Source organism: Vulcanisaeta sp. JCM 16161 (genome assembly GCF_001316285.1).
The window spans coordinates 85,681-109,699 of sequence record NZ_BBDO01000007.1; the positions used below are offsets into that span (position 1 = coordinate 85,681).

Annotated in this window: 28 protein-coding genes, 1 tRNA gene and 6 pseudogenes; 15 read left to right on the forward strand and 20 right to left on the reverse strand. The window is 49.2% G+C overall.

Annotated features, from left to right (window positions below; all coding sequences use genetic code 11):
• Nucleotides 1-5: 5 nt before the first annotated feature.
• From JCM16161_RS10185 to JCM16161_RS10230, 10 genes are all read right to left on the reverse strand, one after another.
• Nucleotides 6-206: an FkbM family methyltransferase gene (locus JCM16161_RS10185; RefSeq protein WP_054855782.1), complete on the reverse strand. Its 201-nt coding sequence runs from the start codon at nucleotides 204-206 to the stop codon at nucleotides 6-8.
• Nucleotides 207-529: 323 nt separating this feature from the next.
• Nucleotides 530-832, reverse strand: coding sequence for a hypothetical protein (locus JCM16161_RS10190; protein ID WP_054855783.1), 303 nt, complete (start codon nucleotides 830-832; stop codon nucleotides 530-532).
• Between the two features lie 231 nt (nucleotides 833-1,063).
• Nucleotides 1,064-3,271 carry a DNA-directed DNA polymerase gene (locus JCM16161_RS10195; protein ID WP_054855784.1) on the reverse strand — a complete coding sequence of 736 codons (2,208 nt, stop codon included), beginning with the start codon at nucleotides 3,269-3,271 and terminating at the stop codon, nucleotides 1,064-1,066.
• Nucleotides 3,268-3,546 carry a hypothetical protein gene (locus JCM16161_RS10200; RefSeq protein WP_054855785.1) on the reverse strand — a complete coding sequence of 93 codons (279 nt, stop codon included), beginning with the start codon at nucleotides 3,544-3,546 and terminating at the stop codon, nucleotides 3,268-3,270. The genes JCM16161_RS10195 and JCM16161_RS10200 overlap by 4 nt, the downstream gene beginning before the upstream one ends.
• Nucleotides 3,539-4,060 (reverse strand): hypothetical protein, encoded by a 522-nt coding sequence (locus tag JCM16161_RS10205; protein ID WP_054855786.1) that lies wholly within the window; start codon nucleotides 4,058-4,060, stop codon nucleotides 3,539-3,541. The genes JCM16161_RS10200 and JCM16161_RS10205 overlap by 8 nt, the downstream gene beginning before the upstream one ends.
• A 29-nt stretch (nucleotides 4,061-4,089) precedes the next feature.
• Entirely contained in the window at nucleotides 4,090-4,260 is a 171-nt protein-coding gene (locus tag JCM16161_RS18005) for a hypothetical protein (protein WP_243671343.1), read from the reverse strand.
• Between the two features lie 260 nt (nucleotides 4,261-4,520).
• On the reverse strand, nucleotides 4,521-6,434 hold the full coding sequence (locus JCM16161_RS10215) for a hypothetical protein (RefSeq protein ID WP_243671344.1): 1,914 nt from the start codon (nucleotides 6,432-6,434) through the stop codon (nucleotides 4,521-4,523).
• Nucleotides 6,428-6,760, reverse strand: a complete 333-nt coding sequence (locus tag JCM16161_RS10220; protein ID WP_054855789.1) for a hypothetical protein — start codon at nucleotides 6,758-6,760, stop codon at nucleotides 6,428-6,430. The genes JCM16161_RS10215 and JCM16161_RS10220 overlap by 7 nt, the downstream gene beginning before the upstream one ends.
• A gap of 62 nt (nucleotides 6,761-6,822) precedes the next feature.
• On the reverse strand, nucleotides 6,823-7,227 hold the full coding sequence (locus JCM16161_RS10225) for a hypothetical protein (protein WP_243671345.1): 405 nt from the start codon (nucleotides 7,225-7,227) through the stop codon (nucleotides 6,823-6,825).
• On the reverse strand, nucleotides 7,224-7,784 hold the full coding sequence (locus JCM16161_RS10230; protein WP_054855791.1) for a hypothetical protein: 561 nt from the start codon (nucleotides 7,782-7,784) through the stop codon (nucleotides 7,224-7,226). Before JCM16161_RS10230 ends, JCM16161_RS10225 begins: the two co-directional genes overlap by 4 nt.
• Before the next feature lie 232 nt (nucleotides 7,785-8,016).
• Here JCM16161_RS10230 and JCM16161_RS18010 point away from each other — a divergent pair, with 232 nt between their 5' ends.
• The 6 genes from JCM16161_RS18010 to JCM16161_RS10245 all read left to right on the forward strand — a co-directional run bounded on the left by JCM16161_RS18010 (nucleotide 8,017) and on the right by JCM16161_RS10245 (nucleotide 10,089).
• The gene (locus tag JCM16161_RS18010) at nucleotides 8,017-8,208 is read left to right on the forward strand and encodes a hypothetical protein (protein ID WP_243671346.1); all 192 of its coding nucleotides are present in this window, start codon (nucleotides 8,017-8,019) and stop codon (nucleotides 8,206-8,208) included.
• Nucleotides 8,209-8,228: 20 nt separating this feature from the next.
• Complete coding sequence (locus JCM16161_RS10235; RefSeq protein WP_054855792.1) at nucleotides 8,229-8,537, forward strand: polysaccharide pyruvyl transferase family protein; 309 nt, start codon at nucleotides 8,229-8,231, stop codon at nucleotides 8,535-8,537.
• A 51-nt stretch (nucleotides 8,538-8,588) separates the two neighbouring features.
• Nucleotides 8,589-8,954, forward strand: coding sequence for a hypothetical protein (locus JCM16161_RS18015; protein WP_243671347.1), 366 nt, complete (start codon nucleotides 8,589-8,591; stop codon nucleotides 8,952-8,954).
• Nucleotides 8,954-9,598, forward strand: a complete 645-nt coding sequence (locus JCM16161_RS18020; RefSeq protein WP_243671348.1) for an ATP-binding protein — start codon at nucleotides 8,954-8,956, stop codon at nucleotides 9,596-9,598. The genes JCM16161_RS18015 and JCM16161_RS18020 overlap by 1 nt, the downstream gene beginning before the upstream one ends.
• Nucleotides 9,599-9,712: 114 nt before the next feature.
• Nucleotides 9,713-9,943, forward strand: a complete 231-nt coding sequence (locus JCM16161_RS18025; RefSeq protein WP_243671349.1) for a hypothetical protein — start codon at nucleotides 9,713-9,715, stop codon at nucleotides 9,941-9,943.
• Complete coding sequence (locus JCM16161_RS10245; RefSeq protein ID WP_243671350.1) at nucleotides 9,847-10,089, forward strand: hypothetical protein; 243 nt, start codon at nucleotides 9,847-9,849, stop codon at nucleotides 10,087-10,089. Before JCM16161_RS18025 ends, JCM16161_RS10245 begins: the two co-directional genes overlap by 97 nt.
• A gap of 173 nt (nucleotides 10,090-10,262) precedes the next feature.
• Here the strand turns inward: JCM16161_RS10245 and JCM16161_RS10250 are convergent.
• A pseudogene (locus tag JCM16161_RS10250) lies at nucleotides 10,263-10,782 on the reverse strand (PaREP1 family protein).
• Nucleotides 10,783-10,949: 167 nt separating this feature from the next.
• Between JCM16161_RS10250 and JCM16161_RS10255 the strand changes: the two are divergent.
• Nucleotides 10,950-11,460: pseudogene (locus JCM16161_RS10255) on the forward strand (PaREP1 family protein).
• A gap of 249 nt (nucleotides 11,461-11,709) precedes the next feature.
• Nucleotides 11,710-12,012, forward strand: coding sequence for a hypothetical protein (locus tag JCM16161_RS10260; RefSeq protein ID WP_054855793.1), 303 nt, complete (start codon nucleotides 11,710-11,712; stop codon nucleotides 12,010-12,012).
• A 32-nt stretch (nucleotides 12,013-12,044) separates the two neighbouring features.
• Here the strand turns inward: JCM16161_RS10260 and JCM16161_RS10265 are convergent.
• The 7 genes and pseudogenes from JCM16161_RS10265 to JCM16161_RS10295 form a co-directional block, all read right to left on the reverse strand.
• A pseudogene (locus JCM16161_RS10265) lies at nucleotides 12,045-12,585 on the reverse strand (PaREP1 family protein).
• A 541-nt stretch (nucleotides 12,586-13,126) separates the two neighbouring features.
• Complete coding sequence (locus tag JCM16161_RS10270; protein ID WP_243671351.1) at nucleotides 13,127-13,570, reverse strand: hypothetical protein; 444 nt, start codon at nucleotides 13,568-13,570, stop codon at nucleotides 13,127-13,129.
• A 55-nt stretch (nucleotides 13,571-13,625) separates the two neighbouring features.
• Nucleotides 13,626-14,636, reverse strand: coding sequence for an ATP-binding protein (locus JCM16161_RS10275; RefSeq protein WP_054855795.1), 1,011 nt, complete (start codon nucleotides 14,634-14,636; stop codon nucleotides 13,626-13,628).
• Nucleotides 14,637-14,765: 129 nt separating this feature from the next.
• Nucleotides 14,766-14,906: a hypothetical protein gene (locus tag JCM16161_RS10280; protein WP_243671352.1), complete on the reverse strand. Its 141-nt coding sequence runs from the start codon at nucleotides 14,904-14,906 to the stop codon at nucleotides 14,766-14,768.
• Between the two features lie 222 nt (nucleotides 14,907-15,128).
• Entirely contained in the window at nucleotides 15,129-15,434 is a 306-nt protein-coding gene (locus tag JCM16161_RS10285; RefSeq protein WP_243671353.1) for a hypothetical protein, read from the reverse strand.
• The gene (locus JCM16161_RS10290; RefSeq protein ID WP_054855798.1) at nucleotides 15,380-15,613 is read right to left on the reverse strand and encodes an ATP-binding protein; all 234 of its coding nucleotides are present in this window, start codon (nucleotides 15,611-15,613) and stop codon (nucleotides 15,380-15,382) included. Before JCM16161_RS10290 ends, JCM16161_RS10285 begins: the two co-directional genes overlap by 55 nt.
• 233 nt (nucleotides 15,614-15,846) lie before the next feature.
• Complete coding sequence (locus tag JCM16161_RS10295; protein WP_243671354.1) at nucleotides 15,847-16,623, reverse strand: glycosyltransferase family 2 protein; 777 nt, start codon at nucleotides 16,621-16,623, stop codon at nucleotides 15,847-15,849.
• Nucleotides 16,624-16,856: 233 nt separating this feature from the next.
• Between JCM16161_RS10295 and JCM16161_RS10300 the strand changes: the two genes are divergently transcribed.
• From JCM16161_RS10300 to nadC, 7 genes and pseudogenes are all read left to right on the forward strand, one after another.
• Nucleotides 16,857-16,949, forward strand: a tRNA-Met gene (locus JCM16161_RS10300).
• A gap of 217 nt (nucleotides 16,950-17,166) precedes the next feature.
• Nucleotides 17,167-17,910, forward strand: coding sequence for a hypothetical protein (locus JCM16161_RS10305; protein ID WP_243671355.1), 744 nt, complete (start codon nucleotides 17,167-17,169; stop codon nucleotides 17,908-17,910).
• Complete coding sequence (locus JCM16161_RS10310) at nucleotides 17,856-18,722, forward strand: hypothetical protein (RefSeq protein WP_243671356.1); 867 nt, start codon at nucleotides 17,856-17,858, stop codon at nucleotides 18,720-18,722. Before JCM16161_RS10305 ends, JCM16161_RS10310 begins: the two co-directional genes overlap by 55 nt.
• 429 nt (nucleotides 18,723-19,151) lie before the next feature.
• A pseudogene (gene nadA / locus JCM16161_RS10315) lies at nucleotides 19,152-19,998 on the forward strand (quinolinate synthase NadA).
• Between the two features lie 17 nt (nucleotides 19,999-20,015).
• Nucleotides 20,016-21,105 (forward strand): annotated as a pseudogene (locus tag JCM16161_RS10320) (FAD-dependent oxidoreductase).
• Between the two features lie 47 nt (nucleotides 21,106-21,152).
• Nucleotides 21,153-21,443 (forward strand): hypothetical protein, encoded by a 291-nt coding sequence (locus tag JCM16161_RS18030; RefSeq protein WP_243671357.1) that lies wholly within the window; start codon nucleotides 21,153-21,155, stop codon nucleotides 21,441-21,443.
• A pseudogene (nadC, locus tag JCM16161_RS10325) lies at nucleotides 21,440-22,267 on the forward strand (carboxylating nicotinate-nucleotide diphosphorylase). Before JCM16161_RS18030 ends, nadC begins: the two are co-directional and overlap by 4 nt.
• Nucleotides 22,268-22,373: 106 nt before the next feature.
• On the opposite strand, the gene JCM16161_RS10330 reads toward nadC, so the two are convergent.
• On the reverse strand, nucleotides 22,374-23,609 hold the full coding sequence (locus tag JCM16161_RS10330; protein ID WP_243671358.1) for an AMP-binding protein: 1,236 nt from the start codon (nucleotides 23,607-23,609) through the stop codon (nucleotides 22,374-22,376).
• Nucleotides 23,599-23,844: a hypothetical protein gene (locus JCM16161_RS18035; RefSeq protein ID WP_243671359.1), complete on the reverse strand. Its 246-nt coding sequence runs from the start codon at nucleotides 23,842-23,844 to the stop codon at nucleotides 23,599-23,601. Before JCM16161_RS18035 ends, JCM16161_RS10330 begins: the two co-directional genes overlap by 11 nt.
• Between the last annotated feature and the right edge of the window lie 175 nt (nucleotides 23,845-24,019).

A 24,019-nucleotide genomic window follows, 5' to 3' on the forward strand; every position in this document is an offset into this window, starting at 1 on the left:
CTTATCTACGCCATGTCCTTCACATGGTCAAAGTGCTTAATACCGATTGGCCTATAGCCGTAGTCGCCTAGGTAGTTTATTACGTCGATTGTTCTGACCTGGTCTGTGTGGACCTCGATGATAAGCTTATCAATTGGCCCCTTACTTAGTGCGTTCCTCGAGCCCATTAGTACCCTCATTTCATAACCCTCAACATCAATCTTCATAATGTCTATGCGGTCAATAACCTTACCGAAAAAAAATGCCTAGACCTACTCAGCACGTAGTCTAAAGTCACGACAGGTACATCATAATACTTAATTAAACCAAGGTTACCAATTGGTTCTTAATTAAGTGATCCTTGATGAGTGATGATGCCTCGACATTACTCCTCGGTATGTAAAGCCTTGCAATGCTTATCGAATCCCGAGCGCGTATGGCAATGCCTAATGTTCCTAGCCCTATTTAACTCAATATTGCTCCTCAACCACCTATAAGTCTCTGGGTTTGGCTCAAAGGCTATGACAAGTCCATCATCGCCGATAAGCCTTTAGGCCCACAGTGAGTATATGCCAATGTACGCACCAGCATCAACAACGACGTCGCCCCTGGCCGGTATGAAGTCCCTATGAAGTGAATACTCCATCCTCTCAAACATGTCTGGTATGTTTATGCTAAGTGTGTCGAGGTTATTAATGAAGACTTTAACACCAAGGGGTAATGCCATAACTGGGTGTTTGATTAAGCCATAGGTAATTAACGGTTCGATTAATCGTGCCCTAAGCCATAAATCATCACCAAACCTAATAACCTGGGGGAGACTCCTTAAAAGAGCCCTTATGAAACTAATCACATAGGCATATAGTGCATGTGAAGACCGCATTATTAAGCCTAACGCATGCCATTATCATAGAGGCATTAATACAGCACAAGAGCCATAGACAAAGACCCACAGGACACCTCGAAATCCCTCACACTAGGAGGACTAGGCGCTATGTACGTACAAGGATGGCTAATAAGAAAGAGGTGTGGTTAATGATTTTGTGTTAACCTCTTATTTCAGGTGTTAATATCCTTGGCTTAGCTATGTTGTTAGGTGGTTGAATAGTCCTGAGTCCCTTATTGTTTTTGCGCTTAGTTTCTCAATGTCCTGCCTTGTGACCTCTACTAGGTTTGTAACCTTAGCCATTATCTTGCCAACCTTCTTGTCGTAGGTTATGCTTACTCTGGCGATAACGGGCTTGTTATTGACTAGGAAGGCGAAGGACTTCATGTCTCCTTGCGTCTCGATTGGTAGGTAGAGCGTGTCTATGAAGGCATCCAAGTCAATGGGTTCGCCATTGATTGCCCTACCCCTCACGTCGATGATGACGCCCTTGCCGTTTGCAACTGCCAAGTACGCGATTGCCGGGAACCTGGTCCTGTCAACACTGCTTATTGCCCTACCCTCACTCGTGTATAGCAGGTCCCTGTAGCTGATGCTGTGCTCGATGAATAGGTCCTCAAGGCCTGCACTGCCCACGAACTGCTTGATCAAGTCATCAAGCCTAGAATCACCAAGAAGGATTGCCCTAACCCAGTCCCTATATGCCCCGTACCTCAAGCCCCTGGGCAGGTCACGTGGCTTCAGTGCCCCTCCCTTGATGACTAACTCGTCATTCTTCATCTTTATGTATGTCTTCTCCGCTGCACCACCTGCCTTACTCCTCGGTATGTAGACTATGTCCCAAACACTCTCCAGCTTCATCTCCATGAGTGGGCCATAGGTCCTGTGGAGGTAGTCATTAATCCCCTCAAGGAGCTTATTGGCATCCCTGCCATTAAGCTCGATGTACATCGAGTCAGTGTCACCATAGATTGGGCTGTACCTGCTCCACAAGTCGTCAAATATTGCCTGCGTCCTCTGGGCTATGTATGCGGCGACCCACTCATTAACCATGCCAATACCGCTCTTGCCAAAGATGCCATATGCTGAATTAACCAATATCTTCACTGCCTGGTCAGGGGCCTCGCCAAATGCTGCCTTCAATGCCTTTGTTGCCCTCCTAGCCCTGTAGAGGCTGGCCAGTACTTTATGAACAAGCCCGTTTGGTTCGAAGCATATCCTCCTCGTCCCGGCAGAAGTCCTCACTGGGAAGCCGTCCTGGCACTCCCTAATGTTTATTGGGTCCACATTATCCTGTGTGTAGAGGCTTGGGTACATGGCACTGAAGTCATACTCCGCAACACTCCTGAACAAGCCGTGTGCCCTAGCCCTAGTCTTGTCACCAGCCTCGTAGCTGAACTCCCTCTCCCTATCCTGAAGCACGATGCCGTTAAACTCAAGCCACCTGTGGATAAGGGCCTCAGCGAGGTGCCCCGGAGAGGCTGACTCAGCTACTTGGTTAATTACCATGGGGTTCGACCCAGTGATGGCGCCAAGGGCCTGAAGCACGGGTAACCACCTCTGTGCCAGTGCGTATGTGACCATCACGTCAAAGCCCAAGTAAACCTCCAACTCACTCCTACTTAGCTGGTTGACCCTGCCCTGCATCGACTTGAGCCTCAGTAGCTCCGCCTCAGTAATGCCCAAGTCCCTGTGGATACCCAACTGAATCGCCACGTCATACAGCTTACTAGCCTCCTCCTGAATCCCGAGGCTTGACTTGAAGCCCGACTCAACGAACACGTAGAGGTCCATCAACGGCTTGATACCATGCTCGGTATTCAGTGCGTACCTGCTCCTCTCGTACATCGGTAGGTACTTGTAGTCAAAGCCCCAGGTGTTGTAGCCGACTGCCACGTCGAACTCCTCGGTAACGAGGTCGTGCACGTCGTTTGTTATTGTGATGTCTTCGCCATCGATTGTGTAGCCGATGATGGGCTCGCCATTAATGACCTCAACATCGAGGGTCAGTACCCTGGGCATCCTACCCAGTGCATCCCTAATGACCGAGTCAATACTGCCCAGCATGTTCTCAATGGCTGCCCTACTCCTGAGTGTCCTGTCAATGCTGTTCCTAAGGCTGAACTTAATATATGATTGTCCAACCAAGTAGCCCCTCCTGATGTATGCATCCCTCACGCTGGGCACGTACGTGGGTGAGGAAACCCTAACCAGGTAAACAACCTTGTCACTCTCCCTGTAGCCAATGCCGTCCCACGTGAATGCCGTTAGGCTTGTATCCTCAATGCCAATGACATTCCTCACCTTGACAGGCCTCGAATCACTAATCACGTAGAAGTATGGGTAGAACACCTCAACCTCCCCATCCTCCTTAACGAAAATGTTCTTAGTGACGTAGAACCTCATGAACCCTCACCTGGGCACCTCAGATCCTCGGGTATCTCATGCCCATTGCACCTCTCCCTCACTGTTTTGCATGAGATGGGTAACCTGCCCTGGCTAATCCAGTGCTCGTACGCGTACTTAATATGATACCTAGTCCTTTCCTCATTAAAGTCACTCGCTGCCTTGAACACATCCACAATCTCATCCTCACTATGACCCAGGTAGAGGAGCCATTCTGCTATTGCCAACCTGCCGTAGTGGCAAAGCTCACCTGTCTTCCTTAGGTACTCAATCAATTGTTGGACCAATTGGGCAGTTTCTTCGTGGCATCCCTACTACTCCTAACCACCCTAGAAATGAGCTTGGGTCGACCTTCTTCGCTGGTGGCTTAACGTCCTCGAAGAGGATCCTTGAGGGAACCCTATTAATTATTAATTTGTTTATTACACTGAAGTCGAGGCTTAGGAACTTGCCTACATTCCCAGTCCTTGGGTGTGGCGTGCCGGGTACCCTAAAGGCGTGCTTCGCCTCAGTGACTGCCATGTCCATGCCGAGTTCATCAAGGAGCTTGACCCAGGGCCTCCTAAGCTCTGCACTCGCCACGACGGGCTCGAGTAGGTAATTGATGAAGTATAGGGACTTGTTTCCATTCCACCAAATGGTCGGCATTAAATTCAGTATTGGCCTCAGTGAGTCCCTCCTCTCCCTAGCCCAGTTAACCACGCACTCGAGCCTACTCTCGGCGTCCTCACATTCGTCAATGTCGGCCTCGAAGACAACCACATCCCTAAACACGCAGTCCTCATCCAAAGCCAGTGAGTAGCACTGCCAAACACCGATTATTTCACCATCCCTAACAAGCCTAAGGGCGTCATCCCTACCAATGGGTAGCTTACCCGTGAGCCACGTGTTACCTGCCAGTAGTTATAACGCCTATAGCCCCAGGTCAATGAGTTAATGAACATGTTTATCACATCCACATCAACCCTAGAGTTGATCTTTGACCTCATCCCACCTCACCTTTTCCCTCCACTTACCCTTACTCCCTTCAGTCCCTCTTGACCCACTTTCAACCCCTATCTTATCTGAACCTTGTTCAGAAGACCCCGGGGTTAAACTAACGCTCTCTACACCCTCTACGCCCACCTGTTCTGGAGTATATTTATTTTGTCTCTTCTCATCTAGAACTGAACGACCAGTCTCGGAACTGGGGTTTAGATTGCCTATATATGCGCCCCCGGTGGGCGTAGTGGGTGTTGGGGCGTTTAAATTACCCCGGGTCTCTTCTGTACTTTTTTTCATTGTCTACGTGGAGGTCGAACAGGATTGAAAGTAACTCATCAAGTGTAAACCTATAACCATGCTCATCGCCAATTTCCATTTTACTCCTCCCAAGTAGCTGCCTTGGTGTTCCAATGCCGTTCCTGTTTCTAGCACTGGGAAACGCATGGTACAGTAAGTAAACGACCACGCTGTTCCTCCTCAGTAATTCATTTATAATATCAATAAACACATCATCAATTATTGGGCTCCTCCTCCTGCATTGCTGCTTATCAATCTCGCTAACATCACCAAGTTCCTCACCATTCTCGCAAATGAGGCTAATTACCCTCCTCCTTATTTCAATCGACTCATCGCTCCACCTTGGCTCCTTAAACACGACCCTGGCCCTGTCTGCGTTCCTTACCAATGCCTGGAGCCTGTCAGCAGCCGTCTTGATCTGTATGCCTAAGCCCTCGAGCCAATCCTCAAACGCAGCCCTAATCCTCGTAACGTCCCTTTCCCTTATTGACTTGTCAATCTCCTCCTCAATAACGAGCCTCCTATGCCTACCCGCCTCCTCACGCTCACTCGCAAGTGCGTATAGTGCGTCCTCAACATCGCTGAAGTCAATACCGAACTCCCTGGTTATGAAGCCCCACAGGCTCGCCGCAAACCATAGGAAGTTGAGGTACTTATCCCTCGTCTTCTCCGTCTCCTGCTTCATGAGCATTAGCAACTCATTGCCGTAGTTGCTCACGATGTGGTTGAGCACGAGGAGCATGTTCGGCATTTCGATACTGTAGAGTATCTTTCTTAGCTCAGCACCGTTCGGCCTAGCCTCATTCATATTAATCAGCACCAACCTCCTATCCAGAATTGCAATTGCCCTCGCCCTATTCCCCTCACCCATCGCCCTAATGACTTCGTTGTACACATCCACCTCGCCCTCCGCGTTCGTGATTATGAACGCCATCCTCATGATTGGCATCCTCTCCCTCAGGCCTGGCCCGTACTGCCTAGCCCTAGCGAGGCTCACGGACTTATCGCTCGCGGCGCCCATCTGCAGGATTAGGTTCACGACCTTGTCATTCATTATCACGTCGTCAAAGACCACGGGTAGTGTGGACTCAGTCATCAAGCCAAGCAGTCTCGGCAGGGTCTCGGTGACGTGCGTGCCCTCCGTGATCAATGTGACCCTATCCCCAACGCCGAGGGTCTCAACCAACGTGTTGAAGAGCGTTGTCTTGTTAATGTTTGGGTAGCCGAACACGATTGGTACGGGCGTGTCGGAGTTCCTCATGAAAGACCTATACGGCTGAAACAACGCGTATGAGTAATACAAACCAGCGATTCGCAGCGGCACCGCCGGGTTGCGGAAGGCGCCCTTAACCTCGTCAAGTAATTTCCTGATCTTCCCGAGCTCATTAACGACCTCCTCCCTACTCGCTTTCTTGACTTCAACACCCGCGTAGCCGGGCTCCCAGTAGATGCCCCTCGCTGGGTCGTAGATGAAGCCAACCGTGAAGTGGAATGACGCCACGTACTTAGTTGCTAGTACCGTGCGTAGCCTATCAATGACGTCACGCCTCGCGGTAACGCCAATCGTCAGTAGTCCCTCCGTCAACGCGGTGCTCGAGTAGTCAAACACGTACGTCTCGACACCGCCTCCATTCCTAATCCTCGCAACGTAGAAGTCGGCGTGAAGCACGGCATCGCTGATGCGCATTAGGTCGATGAGGTTGTTCAGCTTGTACACCGTGTCAACAACGAGACACCTAAGCCTCGTGTAGAGCTTTCCATTCCTAGTGATCGCTCCATTGACTGCGCAGTCCTCGGTGAGAAAGCCGACAACCCCCTCATGGTACGCGTCCCTCTCCCTAAAGACGACGAGGTGGAGCACGCCATCAGGGCCCCTCACCACGGCATAGGCCTCACGGCCCTGCTATCCACGAAGCCCCACAGCGCGTCCCTGGCCCTCGCAACCTCAATGAATATTGAGAACTTGGCATCAGGCGCCCTCTTGGCGTCTAGGTCCTTCAATAGTGAGTAGGCGCTGAGGAACTCACTGGTTACGTACCCCAGGGCACCACTGTCCATGCCATGCCTCCTCACGTAATCCCTGGCGAGTCCCGCAATGAATGCCTGCTCCACCTCGCTCAGGGTGTTCGGCCCAGGCGCATTAACGGCGCTGTAGGCGCCACCAACACCCTCCTCAATCCCCCAATTATTCGTGTTCGCCGAGGCCATGACTCACCCCTCGTTAGCCCCCATACCGAGGTGATGAGTGAGTGCCCACCTAACGTGGCGCATCAAGCACTTGAAGGCATGGTCACCAACCTCCCCATACAGCCTCCCCACATCATCGCCATTGAGTAGGTCCAGGGCAACACTGCAGTGGGGGCGCCCCTGGGTGCCGGGGAGCAGTGACTTAACGCAAATGCATGGAGCAGTCCATGTATGTACCTCTCGGGGCTGTGCCCAACGTCGTAATCGGCAACGAAGACCCAGGCCAGGCCAGGGCCGCCCGACCTAACCAGCAATGAGGCGTGGGTTACCGTGTCATAACTATCAATCACCAGTATAATCGGTGCATAGCCCTCAAACTCATTGAGTAATTCTACGTAGAGGTCCCAACCACTTTTGCCGCAATCCCCAGAGGCAATGCACGACTCATCACCCGGCCTATCTGGGTAATCGCGGGACCGCATCATCAAGGGTCACCACCGATGTGCCACTTCTCGTACATTGGGTACGTGCAGTGATTCGTCACGTTGCACTCAATACTCCTCCACTCATACTCAATGGCCTCGCTATACGTTACCACTTCCCTCACGCACCTCCTGTTCGGTTTACCCAGGAAGACGCGCAGCGGTTCATTGGAGAGCCAGTAGTTCTCCGCAAGTACGTTTAATCGCCTCGGTATGTAGATCGCGGGCCACCACCGGTAAGTCGTGACCCTGGCGATGAACCTATCGAGCAACTCATTACCCTCATCAACAATGATAACCAGGACACGCACACCACGGAGCGCGCTTAGGAATTCCGACACAAAGTCATCACCCCTCAGCGGCTTAGCAATGTAGTGGTTACCATTCTTGATCAAACCAAGCCTAAGCGGTTTCCTCCTATCTAACCACTCATTTAGTACTATGTTATATAGAAGCAATAGGGCCAGTGGACGCCCAACACCAACCACGCCGCCTGGCTTAATACTATTAATCAACCCTACGATTGAGTTCCTCATGCATCCTATATCGAATATGTTGACCATACGACGGAACCCAGGAAGGGGGCTTAATTAGAAGGGGGTCTGAATTACATCCCTAAGATAAATATCAAAAATAATCTATAAATATTTAAATAAATCTGACAATAAATCTTTTATATTTACCAAAGGATCTGGCTGCTAATTAGTAATTTAGGTAGATAAAAGACAAACCTGGCAGGACACCGTGTAAGATAATGCTTTTCCACTCCTAGGCTGAACATCGCAGTCCTAGTCATTGGCACGCCCAGGGAGGATTCGGGGAGCGCTATGGATAGGCTTGGTTGGTGCTGGGGTTCTTGGGGTTAATCCTAGGACTCTCGATGATGAGAGTGATGAAGTCGTTGTTGACTTTGTGGCTAGGTTGATACGTGGGTTCCTTGGTAGGGGTTTCTCTAGGGTTGTCTTTATTCCGTTTGGTTTTTGGTAGTTTTAAGGGTAGGTTCTTCGATGATGATCTTGATTATTGCCGAGATGCTCAAGTCCAGGGTTCCTGGACCTAGGGTAATCAATGAGGGGTTGAGCCCGCTGCAGGTTCTTTGCCTATTTAATTACCTGGATCATGTGATTGCCATGAGGCATCATGCCGCGGTATTCGCATTGTTGGCAGGCAAATCAGTGACTGTTATTGTTTACGATACGAAAATCATGGAGCTCATTAAAAGGTTTAGGGGAGGTGGGGTTAAGACGGTGTTCACACCTGCGGATTCATGGCGGATACCCGCGAGGGGTGAGGAACCGTTCAGGCCCAAACCCTAGTCTTCTTTATTAAGGGTAGATTTAATAATGGGGTGTTAGTTAACTAATAGGGTGTTAGTAATGTTGTTTGATGATAGGCCTAAGGAGTTGAGGAGTGACTTATTTGATAGGGATAATGAGTTGAGGAGGCTTCACTCGGTGGTCTCGGAGCCGTTGGTCGTGATTACCGGTATTAGGAGGATTGGGAAGACTTCCGTGTTGAGGGTTTTCCTCAATGAGGCTGGGATTCCCTATGCGTTGATTGACGCCAGGGCCCCGTTAACGTCATATAGGGTATTGTACACGATGTTCTCGGATGCTTTGACGCAGCTCGTTAGGCGTGGGGTGGGGAGGGATGTGCTGAGGCACATAACCGGGGTTTCAATACTGGGATTCAGCGTTTCCCTATCCTGGGAGCCAGGGGGAGGGCTCCATTGATGCGTATCCTAGATGAGGTTAATGATAGTGGTAGGGTTATCATAGCCATTGATGAGGCCCAGAACCTTAGGGGTAGGTTAGGTAATGAATTATTGTCATTAATGGCGCACTGCTACGACTACTGCAGGAACGTCACATTCATAGTAACCGGCTCCGAGGCAGGCCTACTCAACGACTTCCTAAGGATTGATGACCCTGAGTCGCCACTCTACGGTAGGCACGTGGAGGAGGTTAGGATTGAGAGGTTTAGTAGGGAATTGTCCCTGGACTTCCTCAGGGAGGGGTTTAGGCAGGTGGGCATTAATCCACCGGTCGAGGTGCTTGAGTACGCAGTGGATAAGCTGGATGGCGTTGTTGGTTGGTTAACCGAGTTCGGCCACAGGTGCGCAATGATTGGTGAGGCTAGGGCGTCAATAGTAGATGACGTACTTGAACTAGCCGCCAGGGCCACCATTAATGAGTTGAGCCACTTCTCCAGGGAGTACGTGACAGTCCTCGAGGCGATTGCCAAGGGCTATGAGAGGTGGGGGGAGATTAAGGGTTACCTTGAGGAGAGGAGGAAGAGGGTCATATACGATGCGGAGCTGAGGAGGTACCTAACGGCGCTTGAGAAGAGGAGCTACATAGCCAGGGTGGATAGGTAGGTACGCCATAATAGACCCGGTGGTTAAAAACGCATTAATTAAATTAAGGAGGATTAACACCGCCAAGCAATAATGCAAACAAAGTATTTTAACCACGGTAGTTGAAATCACTTGGTGTACGCCATGGGTTCCGTGGCCGTTAATGCGGTTGTTCGTGGACCTGGCGGTAAGGTTAGGTTAAGGGCCTTAGTCGACACGGGCTTCTACGGCGACATCATCACCACCCGGACAGGGTTCAGGGCCTGGGCGTGGAGTTTAGGCATGAGAGGGTTAGGAGGCTGCCCGACGGCAGGGCCGCCAGGGTTAGGTACGGTATTGGTGAGGTTGAGGTTTTGGGTGAGGTGACGGGCGGCGACATTGAGGTTTGGCCAGACCTTAAGCTACCCACGGGCGTGGACGCGCTACTGGGCGTAACCGCGCTGGAGAAGCCGGGGTTTAGGGTTGATCCAAAAACTGGGAGGCTGGAAAGGGTTGAATTATACCTCCTATAATTGAGCCTCTGAGCATCGTTCAGCATCCTAACCCTTCCACACAAACTTTAGCATATCGATAACCTACCCTAATAGGACCCACCTGCCCAGGTCTTCGGCTAGGGTTTACCAGCCTAGCCCTTACGAACTTACCATGTCCAAGCACCTCAAATCGTTAATGAGGCGACGCATCATTACGGCTTAACCACCTTATCAATCTCCTCCTTTAGTTCCTTTAGTGTGTTTTCGAGCTCGTCACTCCACTTTGTCCTTGGTTTAAGTTCCTCAACCCTTCTTATTAACTCCCCTATCAGCTTTACCACGGCCACCGCGGCCTCCTCCCTATCCCTGAACTTTGATAGGGCTAGGTCTGGGTCCGGCCCGTTGTACTGGTAATCATGTAGTTCCAGGGCTGTGCTTGTGGCGAAGTATAATCCCCCATGGCCAACCTCCTCAAGCATTTGTGATAGCCTAACCATCCTCGTTGTTGGTACCCTAGCACAGCCCTATTAATCAACCATTGCCTCTCCTCCTCGGTCTTGGCCGCTTGAATCAGTTTATCAAGCTCGAGCTCAGTAAGGCAGCCAACAAGGCCCTCCATGCCTGGAAGACCTTACCAGCAGCATCCCTAACAAGGCCCCTACCCAGGAACTCAAGGGCCAATCTAGCCTCGATCAAGGCCTCCAAAAGCCTCGCACCCACATAATCCTCCATACTCGGCTTAGGCAAAGGCCTCTCAAGGGCTTCTGTGTTCATTGGTGTTGTTTTGCTTGGCTTGTTTAAATGCTTGGCGTTGGGTATTGTCTCGTGGTGTGGTGGTTCATGGTTTTGATGTGTTGGGTTTCTGTAAGTCTTATTAAGGGGTTGTGGTCCTTGTTTATGTGGGTTTTGTTGTTGAGTTGCCCGAGGTGCTTGTTAGGGAGTTGGTAGGTTGGGTGTTGATGTTGAGGGCTTCGTCATAGACAGCGTATTGGCCAGGCTCAGGCTGGACCCGGGCACAGAGCTCGAGGTCCACCTAGAGCTCGCCGGGAGGTTCCTTAACGAGGGTGAGGCATTGATTGATAGGGACCTGTGCGGGCCAGCGAGAAGCTTTACAGGGCGGCTGAGGAGGCTGTTAAGGCTATTGCCATCGCCCTGAACCTTGATGAGGCTAGGGCGGCGTTGGAGCAGGGTAGGTGGACTGCCGCGTTGTTGTTTAGGGCCGTGGACTCAATAAGCGATAGATTGGGAAGGGAGGAGGTCAGGCTCTGGTGGGGTAGGGCATGGTTCCTACACGTGGAGGGATTTCACGAGGTGAGGCTAAGCCAAGGCCAGGTAAGGAGGGATTTGAAGTACGTGGAGTCCCTGGTAAGGCTGGCCCAGGAATGCTACCGAGAAGGGAGTAGGAAATGAATTAGGGTGGCCTTTGGACGTGAGCGTCACAGCAGTTATATGTGCGTGGCATCACGGCTCCACCTATAAACGTTTATTGATTGCCTTGCATTTTTGTTTGTGTTGGGTTTATTAGGGGTTGTGGTTAATACCTTCAGGGAATGTTATGGGCTTGGTTAGGGCTGACGTCACGCTCATAGGTGTTAAGGGTTCCAGGAGCGTTACTGCGCTCGTTGATACTGGGGCGGCTGTTACGGTGGTGGATAGGCTTTGGCCGAGGAGGTTGGGGTCGCGTACACGGGTAGGAGGAGGGCTTTGGTCACGGCGTTTGGGCATAGGGTTGAGGGTGAGGTGGCGATTATTAGGGAGCTTTTGATTGAGGGCGAGGTACTCGATTACGAGAGGGTCCTGGTCCTCGAATTAAGCGAGGGCGTTAAGGAGACACTTAGGAACGCTGGCGTGAGTGACTCGGTGATAATTGGCTTAACAACCATAGAGGCTGCGGGCTTAATACCCGACACAGTAACTGGTAGGCTTAGGAAGACCGAGGCATTCCTATTCACAACCCATTAACCCGAAGCATGCGGCAACCAACGACGCCCAACCTACTTAATACTCCCTCTCAATTCGTTTAGTGCATTCTCGAGTTCGTCATTCCACTTTATTCTCGTTTTCAATTCCTCAATCCTCCTCATTAACTCCTTTATGAGTAGTTTTACGTCTATCGCGGCCTCCTGCCTATTCCTGTACTTGTTTAGTGTCGTGTCTGGTCCGTTGTATTGGTAGTTGTGTAGTTTCAGGGCTATCGCAGTTCACGGTAATACCCTGATGCCCCACCTCCTCGAGCAATTGCGATAGTGCCCTCATCCTGCTCGTGGAATCCTCGGAACAGCCCTACCCACGAGCCACCTACGCCCCTCATCAGTTCTCACCACCTTCAGCAACTTATCAAGCACAAGCCTCAATAAGGCAAGCCAGGAAAACCCTCCAAGACCGAAACACCCTACCAGCCACATCCCTAACAAGGCCCTTGCCTAGGAACTCAGGGGCAAACCAAGCCTCAACCAAAGCCTTAAGAAGCCTCACACCAACGTAATCCTCAGTGGTTGGCTTAAGCAAGGGCTTCTCGAGGGATTCCGCATCCACAAACTTGCTCATCTCATCGCTTCCTTAAATACTTATTAATGGGATGATTCGTCCGAGAGGTTGGGGAATCAGTGTGCCCGGGCAGGGTTGCGTCGTGGGTGGAGGTGCCTGTGGTTGGGGTTGCATTATTATTAACGGCATTTGAATGGGATGCGTTTCCTCCTTCTTACTGCCTCATGCCTTTCCCTGATTTATACGGGTTTAAATAAGTCAGGTATTGTTTTGGTGTTTGTTGATTATTGGTACGTCATTGAGTAGTTAGTCCTGTGCGGTGGGTATTACGGTTATTATCCTAATCCTCTCGCCATTATGTTTAATGGATGTGTAGATTATTATGACCGTGACATTACTACACCTATTAATTGGCATGCATAGGATGCTTTGATTATTCTGGTTTTTACGTACTCTCCATTGCATGCATGTTCTATTGCCTTTACAATCTCCTGCCCAAAGTCGTCAATGCAGACCCCACCGGACCTGAGCTCATGAATTCTTAACCGTAGTCTCTGCTCGGCATGAACCGTCAACTCGAACATCATTTTTATCGCCAAAATACTGACCAATTGAGTACTATGCATGGTGAACAGAATTGATCCCTATAATCTGGGTAGAAGGATATGTTCGTTGGTTTAATTATGACCTCCTTCTCACTCCCATCACCTAATTTAAGCCTCAAAACACCATCATTAACTACCTCAATCCTCTCGGCCTTGGCGGGTCGACCCATCACGATGACCGGGTTACATTGGGGACCCGGTCTTGGCTCGTTGATCTTCGTCGAGACTAGTACGTTCACCCATATTGAGTAGTTATTCTCGTACTTAAGGACCTTAAGCACCACCGGCATTGCCGTAATCGTTAACTCCTCATCAACAACCAGGGCCTTAATGACCATGGGCTTTATCGAGACTAATAGACATACTAAGCAATGAAGCCAATCAAGAAATAAATACCTTATACCTAGTGTTATCCATGTCCTCGGCATCAAACACCCATGACCTATCCAGGGATACGCAATAGAAAAGGCCAATAAACACTGCCTAAGTCATCCCCAACGCCCTCTTGACGGCTTCCCTATGAAGCGGTGATTGCCAGGCCACGTATTTACCTATCCCAAGCTCTAGATCCCTCTCGGGTGGTGGGGCGTCAATCCATAGGTTGTCGTCTCGCCACTCCGGTATTTCCAGGGCTAGGTTTAGTTCGATTAACCTATTCATCAGTGGTATCCCCTCCCTACCCATGAGCACGTCCGGATCCTCCAACGCCCTAATCAATAACTCCCTGTCATTAGGCCCTAGTGATGCTATGAATGCCCTAACGCCCTTTTTATCAATCAACTCCCTCACCACGGCATCACCATTCCAGTTATTTTCATAGAGCCTCTCGAGAATCCTCGGGTTCCCACCCGTCAGTTTCCAAACTTCCTCAAATGGCGGCTTATCGCCGGGCACTTGCTCGTACAATTGCCTAAACCCATCCCTACCCATGTTCCACATCGCTAATAAATCAGCCCATTCATGCCTACCAATCTCACGCCTCGAAACACCCTCACTCGTAGCCACAATCGTGACTATCCTCTCATAGGGCCTCGGCGGATGCTCTAAAATACCCAGGAGACCCTTAACGTATATTGCGGCCCTGTCCAGGCCTATCGCTTGGAATGCGTCGTCAATTATTATTGCGATTTTTCCACGGCCAAGGCTTATTGCCTCCCTCACAACATCAATTACCGACCAAGCAACACCACCCCAGGATAACCGCGATGTAGCCTCCCTAACCAGGTTGATTAACCTATCCCTGAGGCTTTGTACGCCAATCTCAATCGCGAACTCCTCCTCGATTGGGTTTAGGTAGATCACGTCGAAACCACGCTCCCCAAGCAACTCCACAGACTGCCTAAGCCACGCGGTTTTTCCGCAGCCCTCAGGGCCGTAGACCACCTTCGGGAATCCAGTACCCCTATTAGCCCAATACTCAATGCGCTTAAGGGCAAGGTACCTATCGGTGAATTCAATGATTAAATTGGCGAAGCCCAGCCTAATCCTCTTCACGGTGTAATTCCCTGCCTCCTTCCTTTTTAGCCTTTGGTATTATCCAATACGGTGCTTGGGAAGGCCTAGGCTATGCGTGTTACCACTTATTCACTTAGATATTAAGGCCTAACGAAGTAATTACGCCTATTATGCAATGACGAAGAGCCCACTAAGCATTAGGCCTAGCGTAAATAGTGTTTTAACGCCCTGTCCGTCCATGCGTATGGTTCTACATAGCCAGCCTTCTTCATGAGCCATCTGCCTCCTCAGCCCCGGTGACCTAGTCAACTTATCGATTCCGAGCCTAAGCAGGGCAGAAAAATGCCCTCCATGCCGGGAACGCCTTATCCGTGGCATCCCTTTGACTTAAGTTAATGTTGATTAACCGTTCGTGAGTACTTCCTAATTAGCTCATCATAGTCAACCTCCCTGAGCATTGGTCGATTAACCTATACTCTCCCTCCCTAACCTTCTCAATGAAGTTATAATTAATTAGGGCGTTTAGTGCGTTCACGAGTTCTCTGTCACTAATTCCCTGTTGAGTCTCGTCATCACGGCTAGCTTAATGTCCCTCCACCTATTCACAAACCTCAACACCGATAGTATGGCTAGGTAGAGCGCCCTGTTTGCCTTATCCTCGAGGAAGTGCTCAAGCTCAGTAATCATCATTTTAACGCCCTCATTAACCGTCTTCCTCAGGGAATCCTTGAGGCCCATTCCCCTAACCCCATGGTAATTACCAAATAGTGTTAGCCAACCAACTATGTCATCAAGCCTGTTGATGACGGTGTCAAAGGCGCTGAATCGAATACCCAACTCATTAAACCCCTTCTCAGGAACTCCCTGGATAACTCATTTATTACCACCCTCATTAGGCTAGTCTTACCAATACCACGCTGACCACTAATGACAACCCAATTACCAGCCCTAACCTGTCTCTTAACATACTCAACCTCCTCATCCCTAACCTCCTTCGGGTGCAGGTCAAAGTGCACTGAAGACCCAGCAGTTAAAAGGTATCTCTTTATTAATGAGGTCCCGAGCCAGGTAGATTAATTTATTGACTGACCCGGTACGAGCATTATGGTGTTAATCCCTACGTAATGACTCGATGGCCTTCCTTAGTCTGAACTCCATCCTCTTCATGTATAGTGCCATCGTCGCCATCCCAAGGAATTGTAGGCCTATGAGGGTTAGCATTATGGCAACCAACCCCTTCAGGTAGTACTTAATGCCGTAGAATATGTACCAATAACCGACATAGCGCCGAGGAGAAGCCTGGTATGAGGAGGAGTGCGCCTAGTAGGAATAGTATTAGCATTGGGTTGTACCTAGTGGTTAGCAGGACCATGTCCCTAAAGATCCTCAGCCCATCCACCACACCCAGCTTCTTCTTACCAACCCTGGGCCTATACTCAATGGGGATCTCCCTAACCACCCTGCCCGTGCTGATCATATGCGCGGCTATGTGTGCCTCAATACTGAAGCCGCCTACCTCCGCAACCGCGTCCCTAAGGGACTCAACCCTGACGATGTACATGCCGCTGAGCACGTCATGAAGCTTCGTGTCAAATAGTAGGTTGAAGACCCAGGTAAGTAGCCTATTACCAAGCCTGTAGATTGGGCCCTGGCTACAGGGTAGTGGTTTCCTGACGCCTATCACCTCGTCAGCCCCAGTCCTCATTACCTCCCTAACCATCTCCGGGATGTACCTGGCTGGGTATGAGTAGTCGCCATCCATGACGAGCATGTATGGCGTATTCACGTACTTAAGCGCGGTCCAAATGGCGTCAGCCTTACCCCTACCCTCCTGCTGAACAACCCTAACGCCGTACCTCACAGCCACGTCTACGGTGCCATCAGTACTACCACCATCGACGACCAAGACCCTCTCCCTGGGAACACCAACGCTCAACACCTCATCAAGGACCAGGCCAATGCCCTTAACCTCATCCCGCGTGGGTATGACCACAGTGACCAGGCCCAGCAATTCATCACCGGCCATATGAATTATTAATCCAGTTTATGGAAGCACAATTAAGTATTACTGCAAACACCAAGCCACCACAGCACTGATCAAAGAAATGATCAGCACAAAGCCAGCGACAATCACGCGTCATAACCCCCTCCCATCATCACCCACTAACTACCCAATACACCAAGACTAAAAACCAAACCCCACCACAGAACAACCAAGGCAGCGAAAGCCTTAAAAGCATAAGGAAGGACCCATAAAACAGCGGGGTAGGGTAGCCTGGTAGCCTGCGGGCTCATAACCCCGAGAACCCAATCGGGTCGGGAAGTCCCCGGTTCAAATCCGCCCCGCTACCAAGACTTTTTTTCATAAATTTATTGATTATTTTATGAAAATTTCTATGAATAAATAATCCTTAAATTCATTAACAGTTACTAGGTTTTACGGCATAAGCACTAATAATATTCACGTCTATGAATTTTTAATCTTAATACCGCGGGTTTGCTTCATATCGGCAATGTGCCTATCTTTTCCTTAGTGATTTATTAATTATTTTGAGATTATGGTTATAGTATGTTTATTGCTCGGTGTCGAGAGACCGCAACCATGGAAATAGATGAGGGATTAGTTAGGAAGAATAGATTCTGTCGTGGTGGAAGGGGTGGACTTAAGTGCAGCGGTGAGGTAGAGGATCAGGAAACTATTAATAGAGTTATCGCCCTATTAATTGAGGCGCTTAGGCGATTAATTAATTGGTGTGTTTGGGATCAATGGTGGATAGGTGAGAAGGAGAAGGAGTTGCTGAGGCTTAGGAATGATGCCGAGACCAAATTTAGAGGTAGATATAGCGATGATGTAGTTGATGATTTGTTAAAGGTCATTGATGGGTTCATACAGTACATTGCCGAATTTAGGAAGTATTGGATTGAGAATAATATTGGGGATGAAATTAAGAAATTAATTGAGGATTTAAGAAACGGTAAAGCCGATGTGGTCATTAGAAGTACGGGCAAGGCGCTGACAATTAGTGCGTATGGTAAATACGCGATATTAGAGGTGAGTAGATTAGGCGGTATGAGGGTTCGTTTGATATTTAGGAAGATTAGGGGTGTAACCATTGACGTGCCGGATATCTTCAGGAAGGTAATGGGTAGGGATGAGTATGAGGATTTTACTAAGATACTGCAGGGATTACGGAGGGGATTTGCGGAGACTGATGAAGGTGTAGATGGAGTTAGGCCTAGAATGGGGACTGCTCAGACGTGGCAGGTCATTCTTTGGTCGCTATTATACCAGGTAGGGTTCGTGCATTTATAAATGCCGTTGATGTTAATGTAGAAGGCGTAGCCATGGTGTGGCAACTAAGGGCCAATAGCCATAAATCGCTTAGGAATAGTACGTATGAAGTACTTAACGATAAAGAGACATTGATGGCATTTATGTTAACCGCAGTTCTCGGTGATGGTTACGCATATATCACGGATAAACCAAGAATTAAACTTGTAATTGGTACCGCCAAGTTCAGGAGGTGGGAACCAATCCTTAACCAATTAAGTAATATAGGCTTCAAATGGAGTCCGCAACCAGGCCGAGATGCAGTACAAATAACGTTTACCGCAGGTTACGCAATAGACATGGCTCAGGCAATGATTAACATCGCACCACCCATATTGAGAGACATCTTAGACGTACTCAGCATAGAGAAATGGCAAAGGATGAAGAAAATAGCCAATATGGAGGTTAGGTTTAGGCTTGGTGAGTCGCGGGTTTTGGTTGGTGGTGAGCCGTTCACTGTGGCTGTTAGTAGGGGTTCGGTTAGGTTGTTGCGTAAGGTTAGGGATTGGGCCGGGGTTTATAGGGTTCTTGAGGTGTTGAGGGGTGGTTACGGTGAGGACTTTGTTTCTCAGGTTAAGGTTCATAGGAGTGGTGGGTATATTGTCATTGCTATACCTGCGAGGCTCATTGAGGGTCGTGAGGATATTAGGGCGCAGGTTATTAGTGTGCTTTGTAGGAAGTACTGGAGGACTAGTGATGATAGTAGGAGGATGGAGGTGGTTAGGGCATTGAGTAGGTTTGCGTCTTTGGAGACCATCAGCGCCTGCCTAGGTAATGCTTCACAACCCCATTAATCGCCATACGGCACTTCCTCCAGGCGCATTCCTGTGCCGGTGCGTATACCCTGGATGTGTGGATTACTTTCTATTTCTATTCAACCTTGAATAGGTGAATTCACTCACCATACCTATCCCACCGCCTAAAACTGATAGTTACCGCCAAAACAATGCCCATCTCGTGGAAACCATAGTCAATACCATGCCACGGCGATGTAGGTGTTTTTCTGGGTACTACGTTTATTAATTGCCATTAATTTCCACGTTCTAGATGGCACTTCTTGCCCTAGCTTCGAAATTCAGCCTTATGCTTGCCATTACCTGTTTGCCGGGTAGAGAATATCTTATGGTTGAGCCGCACCGTTATTAATGGGCAATGAGGACCTGGTTAATGAGGTACTGTCCCTAAAGCGTGAGAGGAATGCGGTAATACTGGCCCATAATTACATGGATTACGATATACAGGTTGTTGCGGATTTCATTGGTGACTCGTACGACCTGGCGCTTAGGGCTATGGAGACTAAGGCCGAGGTCATCGTATTCGCCGGCGTTAGGTTCATGGCTGAGCAAGCAAGCGCTCAATTACGATAGGACCGTCCTCGCCCCAGACCCCGGTGCCGGTTGTACAATAGCCGATGCCCTCAATGCGGATATGCTAAGGCGTGCTAGGGAGGAGTACCCCAACGCACCCGTGGTCCTCTACGTTAATAGTAACGCCGATGTTAAGGCATTGGCTGATTACATCGTTACGTCATCGACCGCCATTAAGGTCGTTAAGAAATTAAGTAGTGACGTGGTAATCTTCGGCCCAGACTCTAATTTAGCAGACTACGTCGCTCACATGACCGGTAAGAGGATAATTAAGGTCCCTCCCAACGGTAAGTGCATAGTTCATGCCAGTTACACGGTTGACATGGTGAGGGAGGCTAGGGCTAAATACCCGGGAGCCAAGGTGATGATACACCCAGAGGCACCCCTTAATGTGCTAAGGATGGCCGACTTCGTAGGGTCCACGAACCAGATGATTGAGTACGCCAGGGATAGTGGTTATGACGAATTCGTGGTTGGTACGGAAATAGGAATGCTAAATGCCCTGAGGATTAAGGTGCCCAATAAAACGTTTCATCCATTAACGACAGGCCCAAGTGCTAAGTGCCCATTCATGGCAATGGTGACTCTCGATAAGGTCTATAGGTCGCTCCGAGACATGGTTCATAAGGTTGAGATACCGAAATCAACCGCCGACGCCATAAGGGAGGCCTTCGAAAGGACTCGAAAACTCCTTGAGGGGTGAGGCTGTTGATATACATAGTGGGTAGCGGTATTGCTGGATTATCAGCCGCAATCGCCCTTAGGAGGGCTGGCCATGATGTTACTGTAATAACTAAGGAATTGAGTGGGGGTTCGAGCCATGTGTCTAAGGGCGGCATAGCAGCTGCCACGGCGGTTGATGATTCACCACAAATACATGCAGAGGATACGCTTAGGTTGGTGATGGGCTTTGCGATGTGGAGGCCGTTAAGTACTTCACGAGTGAGGCGCCCGTCATTATTGAGGAATTGATTAAGATGGGGTTTGAATTTGATAATGATCTAAGGCTTGAGGGCGGTCACTCAAGGAGGAGGGTTCATCATAGGACAGATGAGACTGGGAAGGTATTGACCGAGTTTCTGCTTAGGAAGGCCATTGAGCTTGGCGTGAATATTGTTGAGGATGAGTTGATGGCACTGCAGGTAAGGGATGGGGTGATTAGGGGTTTCGTGACTAGGGAACGGGGTCTCATTAGTAACGTGGATTACCTGGTGTTGGCGACGGGTGGTTATGCCTATTTATGGCAGTACACGTCAAACCCACCAACAAACACTGGCGATGGGATAGCCATAGCCTTTAGGGCAGGTGCCGTGGTCTCGGATATGGAGTTTGTTCAGTTCCACCCAACCATAACCACCCTAGATGGTGAGGTGATGCTCCTAACAGAGACATTGAGGGGTGAGGGTGCAGGATAGTTAATGAATTTGGTGAGAGGTTCACGTTTAAGTACCATGAACATGGTGAGCTGGCCCCAAGGGACGTGCTCTCTCGAGCGATTTATATAGAGTTAATGAATGGTCATAAAGTATACATGGATTTAAGCGGTATTGAGGGTTTTGAGGAAAAATTCCCTGGCGTCAGTGATTTCTTGAGGAGGCATGGGTTGAGTATTAAGGATAGGGTACCTATTTACCCAGGTGCGCACTTCACCATTGGTGGATTGAGGGTTAATGTTAGGGGTGAGACGAACATCAAGGGCCTCTACGCCATTGGTGAGGTAGCCGATACCGGCCTGCATGGAGCCAATAGGCTAGCCAGCAATTCATTGCTTGAAGCGTTGGTAATGGGCTTTAACCTGCCAGATACCTAGGCGAGCCTTGGGCTGGACCGAGGCTAGACGACGGCTCATTAACAACGGTGAGGCTGAGGGATAACGGGCCCTTAATGAGCGTTGATGAGGTTAGGAGGGTTAATTGGGAGTACGTGGGCATACTAAGGAGTGGCGATGGGTTAAGGAAGGCCTTGAGTCTCTATGAGGGGGTAAACACCGCAGTAGGTACGAGGGAATCCAACGCAGCATTGGTGTCTTACCTAACGGCTTACTCAGCCCTACTTAGGACTGAGTCCAGGGGCGTTCATTATAGGGTTGATTACCCAGGTAAGGACGCTGGTTGGCGGAGGAGGATTTACCTCAGGGTGTCCCCATGATTGAGGAGTTGTACATAAATAGGCTCCTCAGCTACCTGGAGGAGGACGTATATCCGGAGGACATAACTAGTAGGTTTCTTGAGGGTATTAGGGCTAGGGGCATTGTTAAGTCTAGGGATGAGGGAATAATCGCTGGGCTTAGGTTCATAATACCATTCCTCAGATACCTCGGTTTTGAGGTAATCACGTATAAGCGTGATGGTGAGGTAATACGTAAGGGCGACACGATAATGGAGATAGTCGGTGACGCGGGCAGGTTGTTAACCGTTGAACGATTAACCCTGAACTTCCTCTCAAGGCTTTCGGGTATCGCCACCGCCACAAGCACCATGGTTAGGTTAGCTAGGTCCGTTAACCCAACGGTTAGGATCGCAGGGACGAGAAAGACAACGCCTGGGTTTAGGGTGTTTGAGAAATACGCAATAGAAATTGGGGGAGGCGACCCACATAGGTTCAACCTTGCGGATGCCGTGTTAATTAAGGATAACCACATAGCAATTTACGGAGACCTCGAGAAACTCATTAAAGTAATTAAGGAGAGGACGAGCTTCACGAAGAAGATTGAGGTTGAGGTTTCCACGTATGAGGATGCGATTAAGGCCTATAGCTGGTGCGGATGCCATACTGCTTGACAATATGAGACCAAGCGATATAATACCGATAGTTAATGAATTAAAGGGAAGGGTGATACTCGAGGCAAGCGGTGCATAACACCTGACAACGTGGTTGAATACGCAAGGACAGGCGTTGACGTAATATCCAGCGGCTACATAACGCATAGTGCCCGATCAATAGACCTAACAATGGATGCGGAGAGTATTTAAACGATTTAAAAATTGAATATAGTGCCCTCCTATTTACTGTACATCTGCCTTAGTTTATATCTCTGTATTTTTCCGCTCTCTGTCTTTGGTAGTGAGTCTACGAATACTACCTCGTGCAGATGCACGTGCTTTGAGTAATTCTCCCTAACGAAGTTATTAATTCCTTAGCCAGTTCATCGCTTGGCTTATAACCTGGCTTTAACACAACGAAGGCCTTAAATACGTGGCCCCTAACCGGGTCCTCAAATGCCACCGCGGCCGACTCAAGGACTGCCGGGTGCTTTATCAATACGCTCTCTATCTCGAATGGACCTACCCTATAACCCGATACCTTAACCACATCGTCCTGCCTACCTATGAACCACACATACCCATCTTCATCGATCCTCGCAGTATCTCCGGTTAAGTACCACTCGCCCCTGAAGGCATTCCTTGTTCTCTCCGGTGCATTTATGTAACCCATGAAGCAGAATCCCTCGGACGTAGTCCTAACGGCTAGTGTGTCATCAATAACAGTTACCTCATAGCCAGGTGCTGGTAGTCCCATACTACCGGGTTTAAGCTCTGCCTCGTAGCCCCAGCCATTATAAACAACCATACCAACCTCGGACTGTCCATAATGATCCTTAACCGGGACACCCAGCCTTTCCTGGAACCACTTAATCACCTCTGGATTGAGCGGTTCACCTGCCGAGCTAAGCTTCCTAACCCTCAGGTTATACCTACCTATGTCCTTTACGGTACCCATGATTAACCTATAAGCCGTTGGTGCAAAGGTGAAGTTCGTAACCCTCAACTCCTCAAGCAATCTAAGCGTATCCTCGGGGGAGAAGGGCTTGTCGAGGAAGACAACGGGCTTTCCAAACATTAATGGACCTATAACTCCGTAGTAAAGTCCATAGGCCCAACCAGGATCTGCGCCGTTCCAGAACACGTCACCCTCCTCGAGACCAATGCCATACTTCATATAGACATACGTATTGTACAGCAGTCTGTAATTCACCATGGCGCCCTTAGGCTCGCCCGTGGTCCCCGACGTATATATTAAAATGGCCATCTCATTCAAATCGGGTTCCCTAACCTCCTTAACCGGCTCGGCACTAAGGGTTTCATCAAAAGAGATTGCCCTACCGACCTTACCTGGGAAGGACACAAGCTTCACATTCAAGTCCTTAACCTTCTCATACTGATCCTCCTGAATAAACAATACACTCGGTCTTCTATCCTTAATCCTCGCCTCTATGGCAAGCGGGCCGAATGCCGTGAACAATGGTTGATAAACACCACCTACAATCCATGTCGCTAGGAGCACGATAACCTGCTCAGCCTTCTTAGAAGCCAACACAGTAACTACATCTCCAGCCTAACGCCATTATCCTAAGCCAACCAGCCAGCCTAAGGGCCTTCTCAGTAACCTCATAAAAACTCATTACCTGCCTATTCCAATCCTTATCAAACCTAATAACAGCAGGGTCACTACTCCCTCTCAAGAACGTACGTATCAACCCACCATTACCCGTAAAGTAGTTCCTAACCTCATTCCACGAAAATGTTTTTACTAAATCTGCGTACTTCATACATTATTTTTTTATAAAAATCCTTAATAAGCATTATCCTCTTTTTATAACTCTACACTTGAAGAAGAAATAAAGTACTAGGACATGGCACGTTATTCTTACGATCTAATGTTTAAGGGAGTGAAGTGATGAATTAAGTTATATAGCACTATATAGTTACTGTTCAAGTCGCATA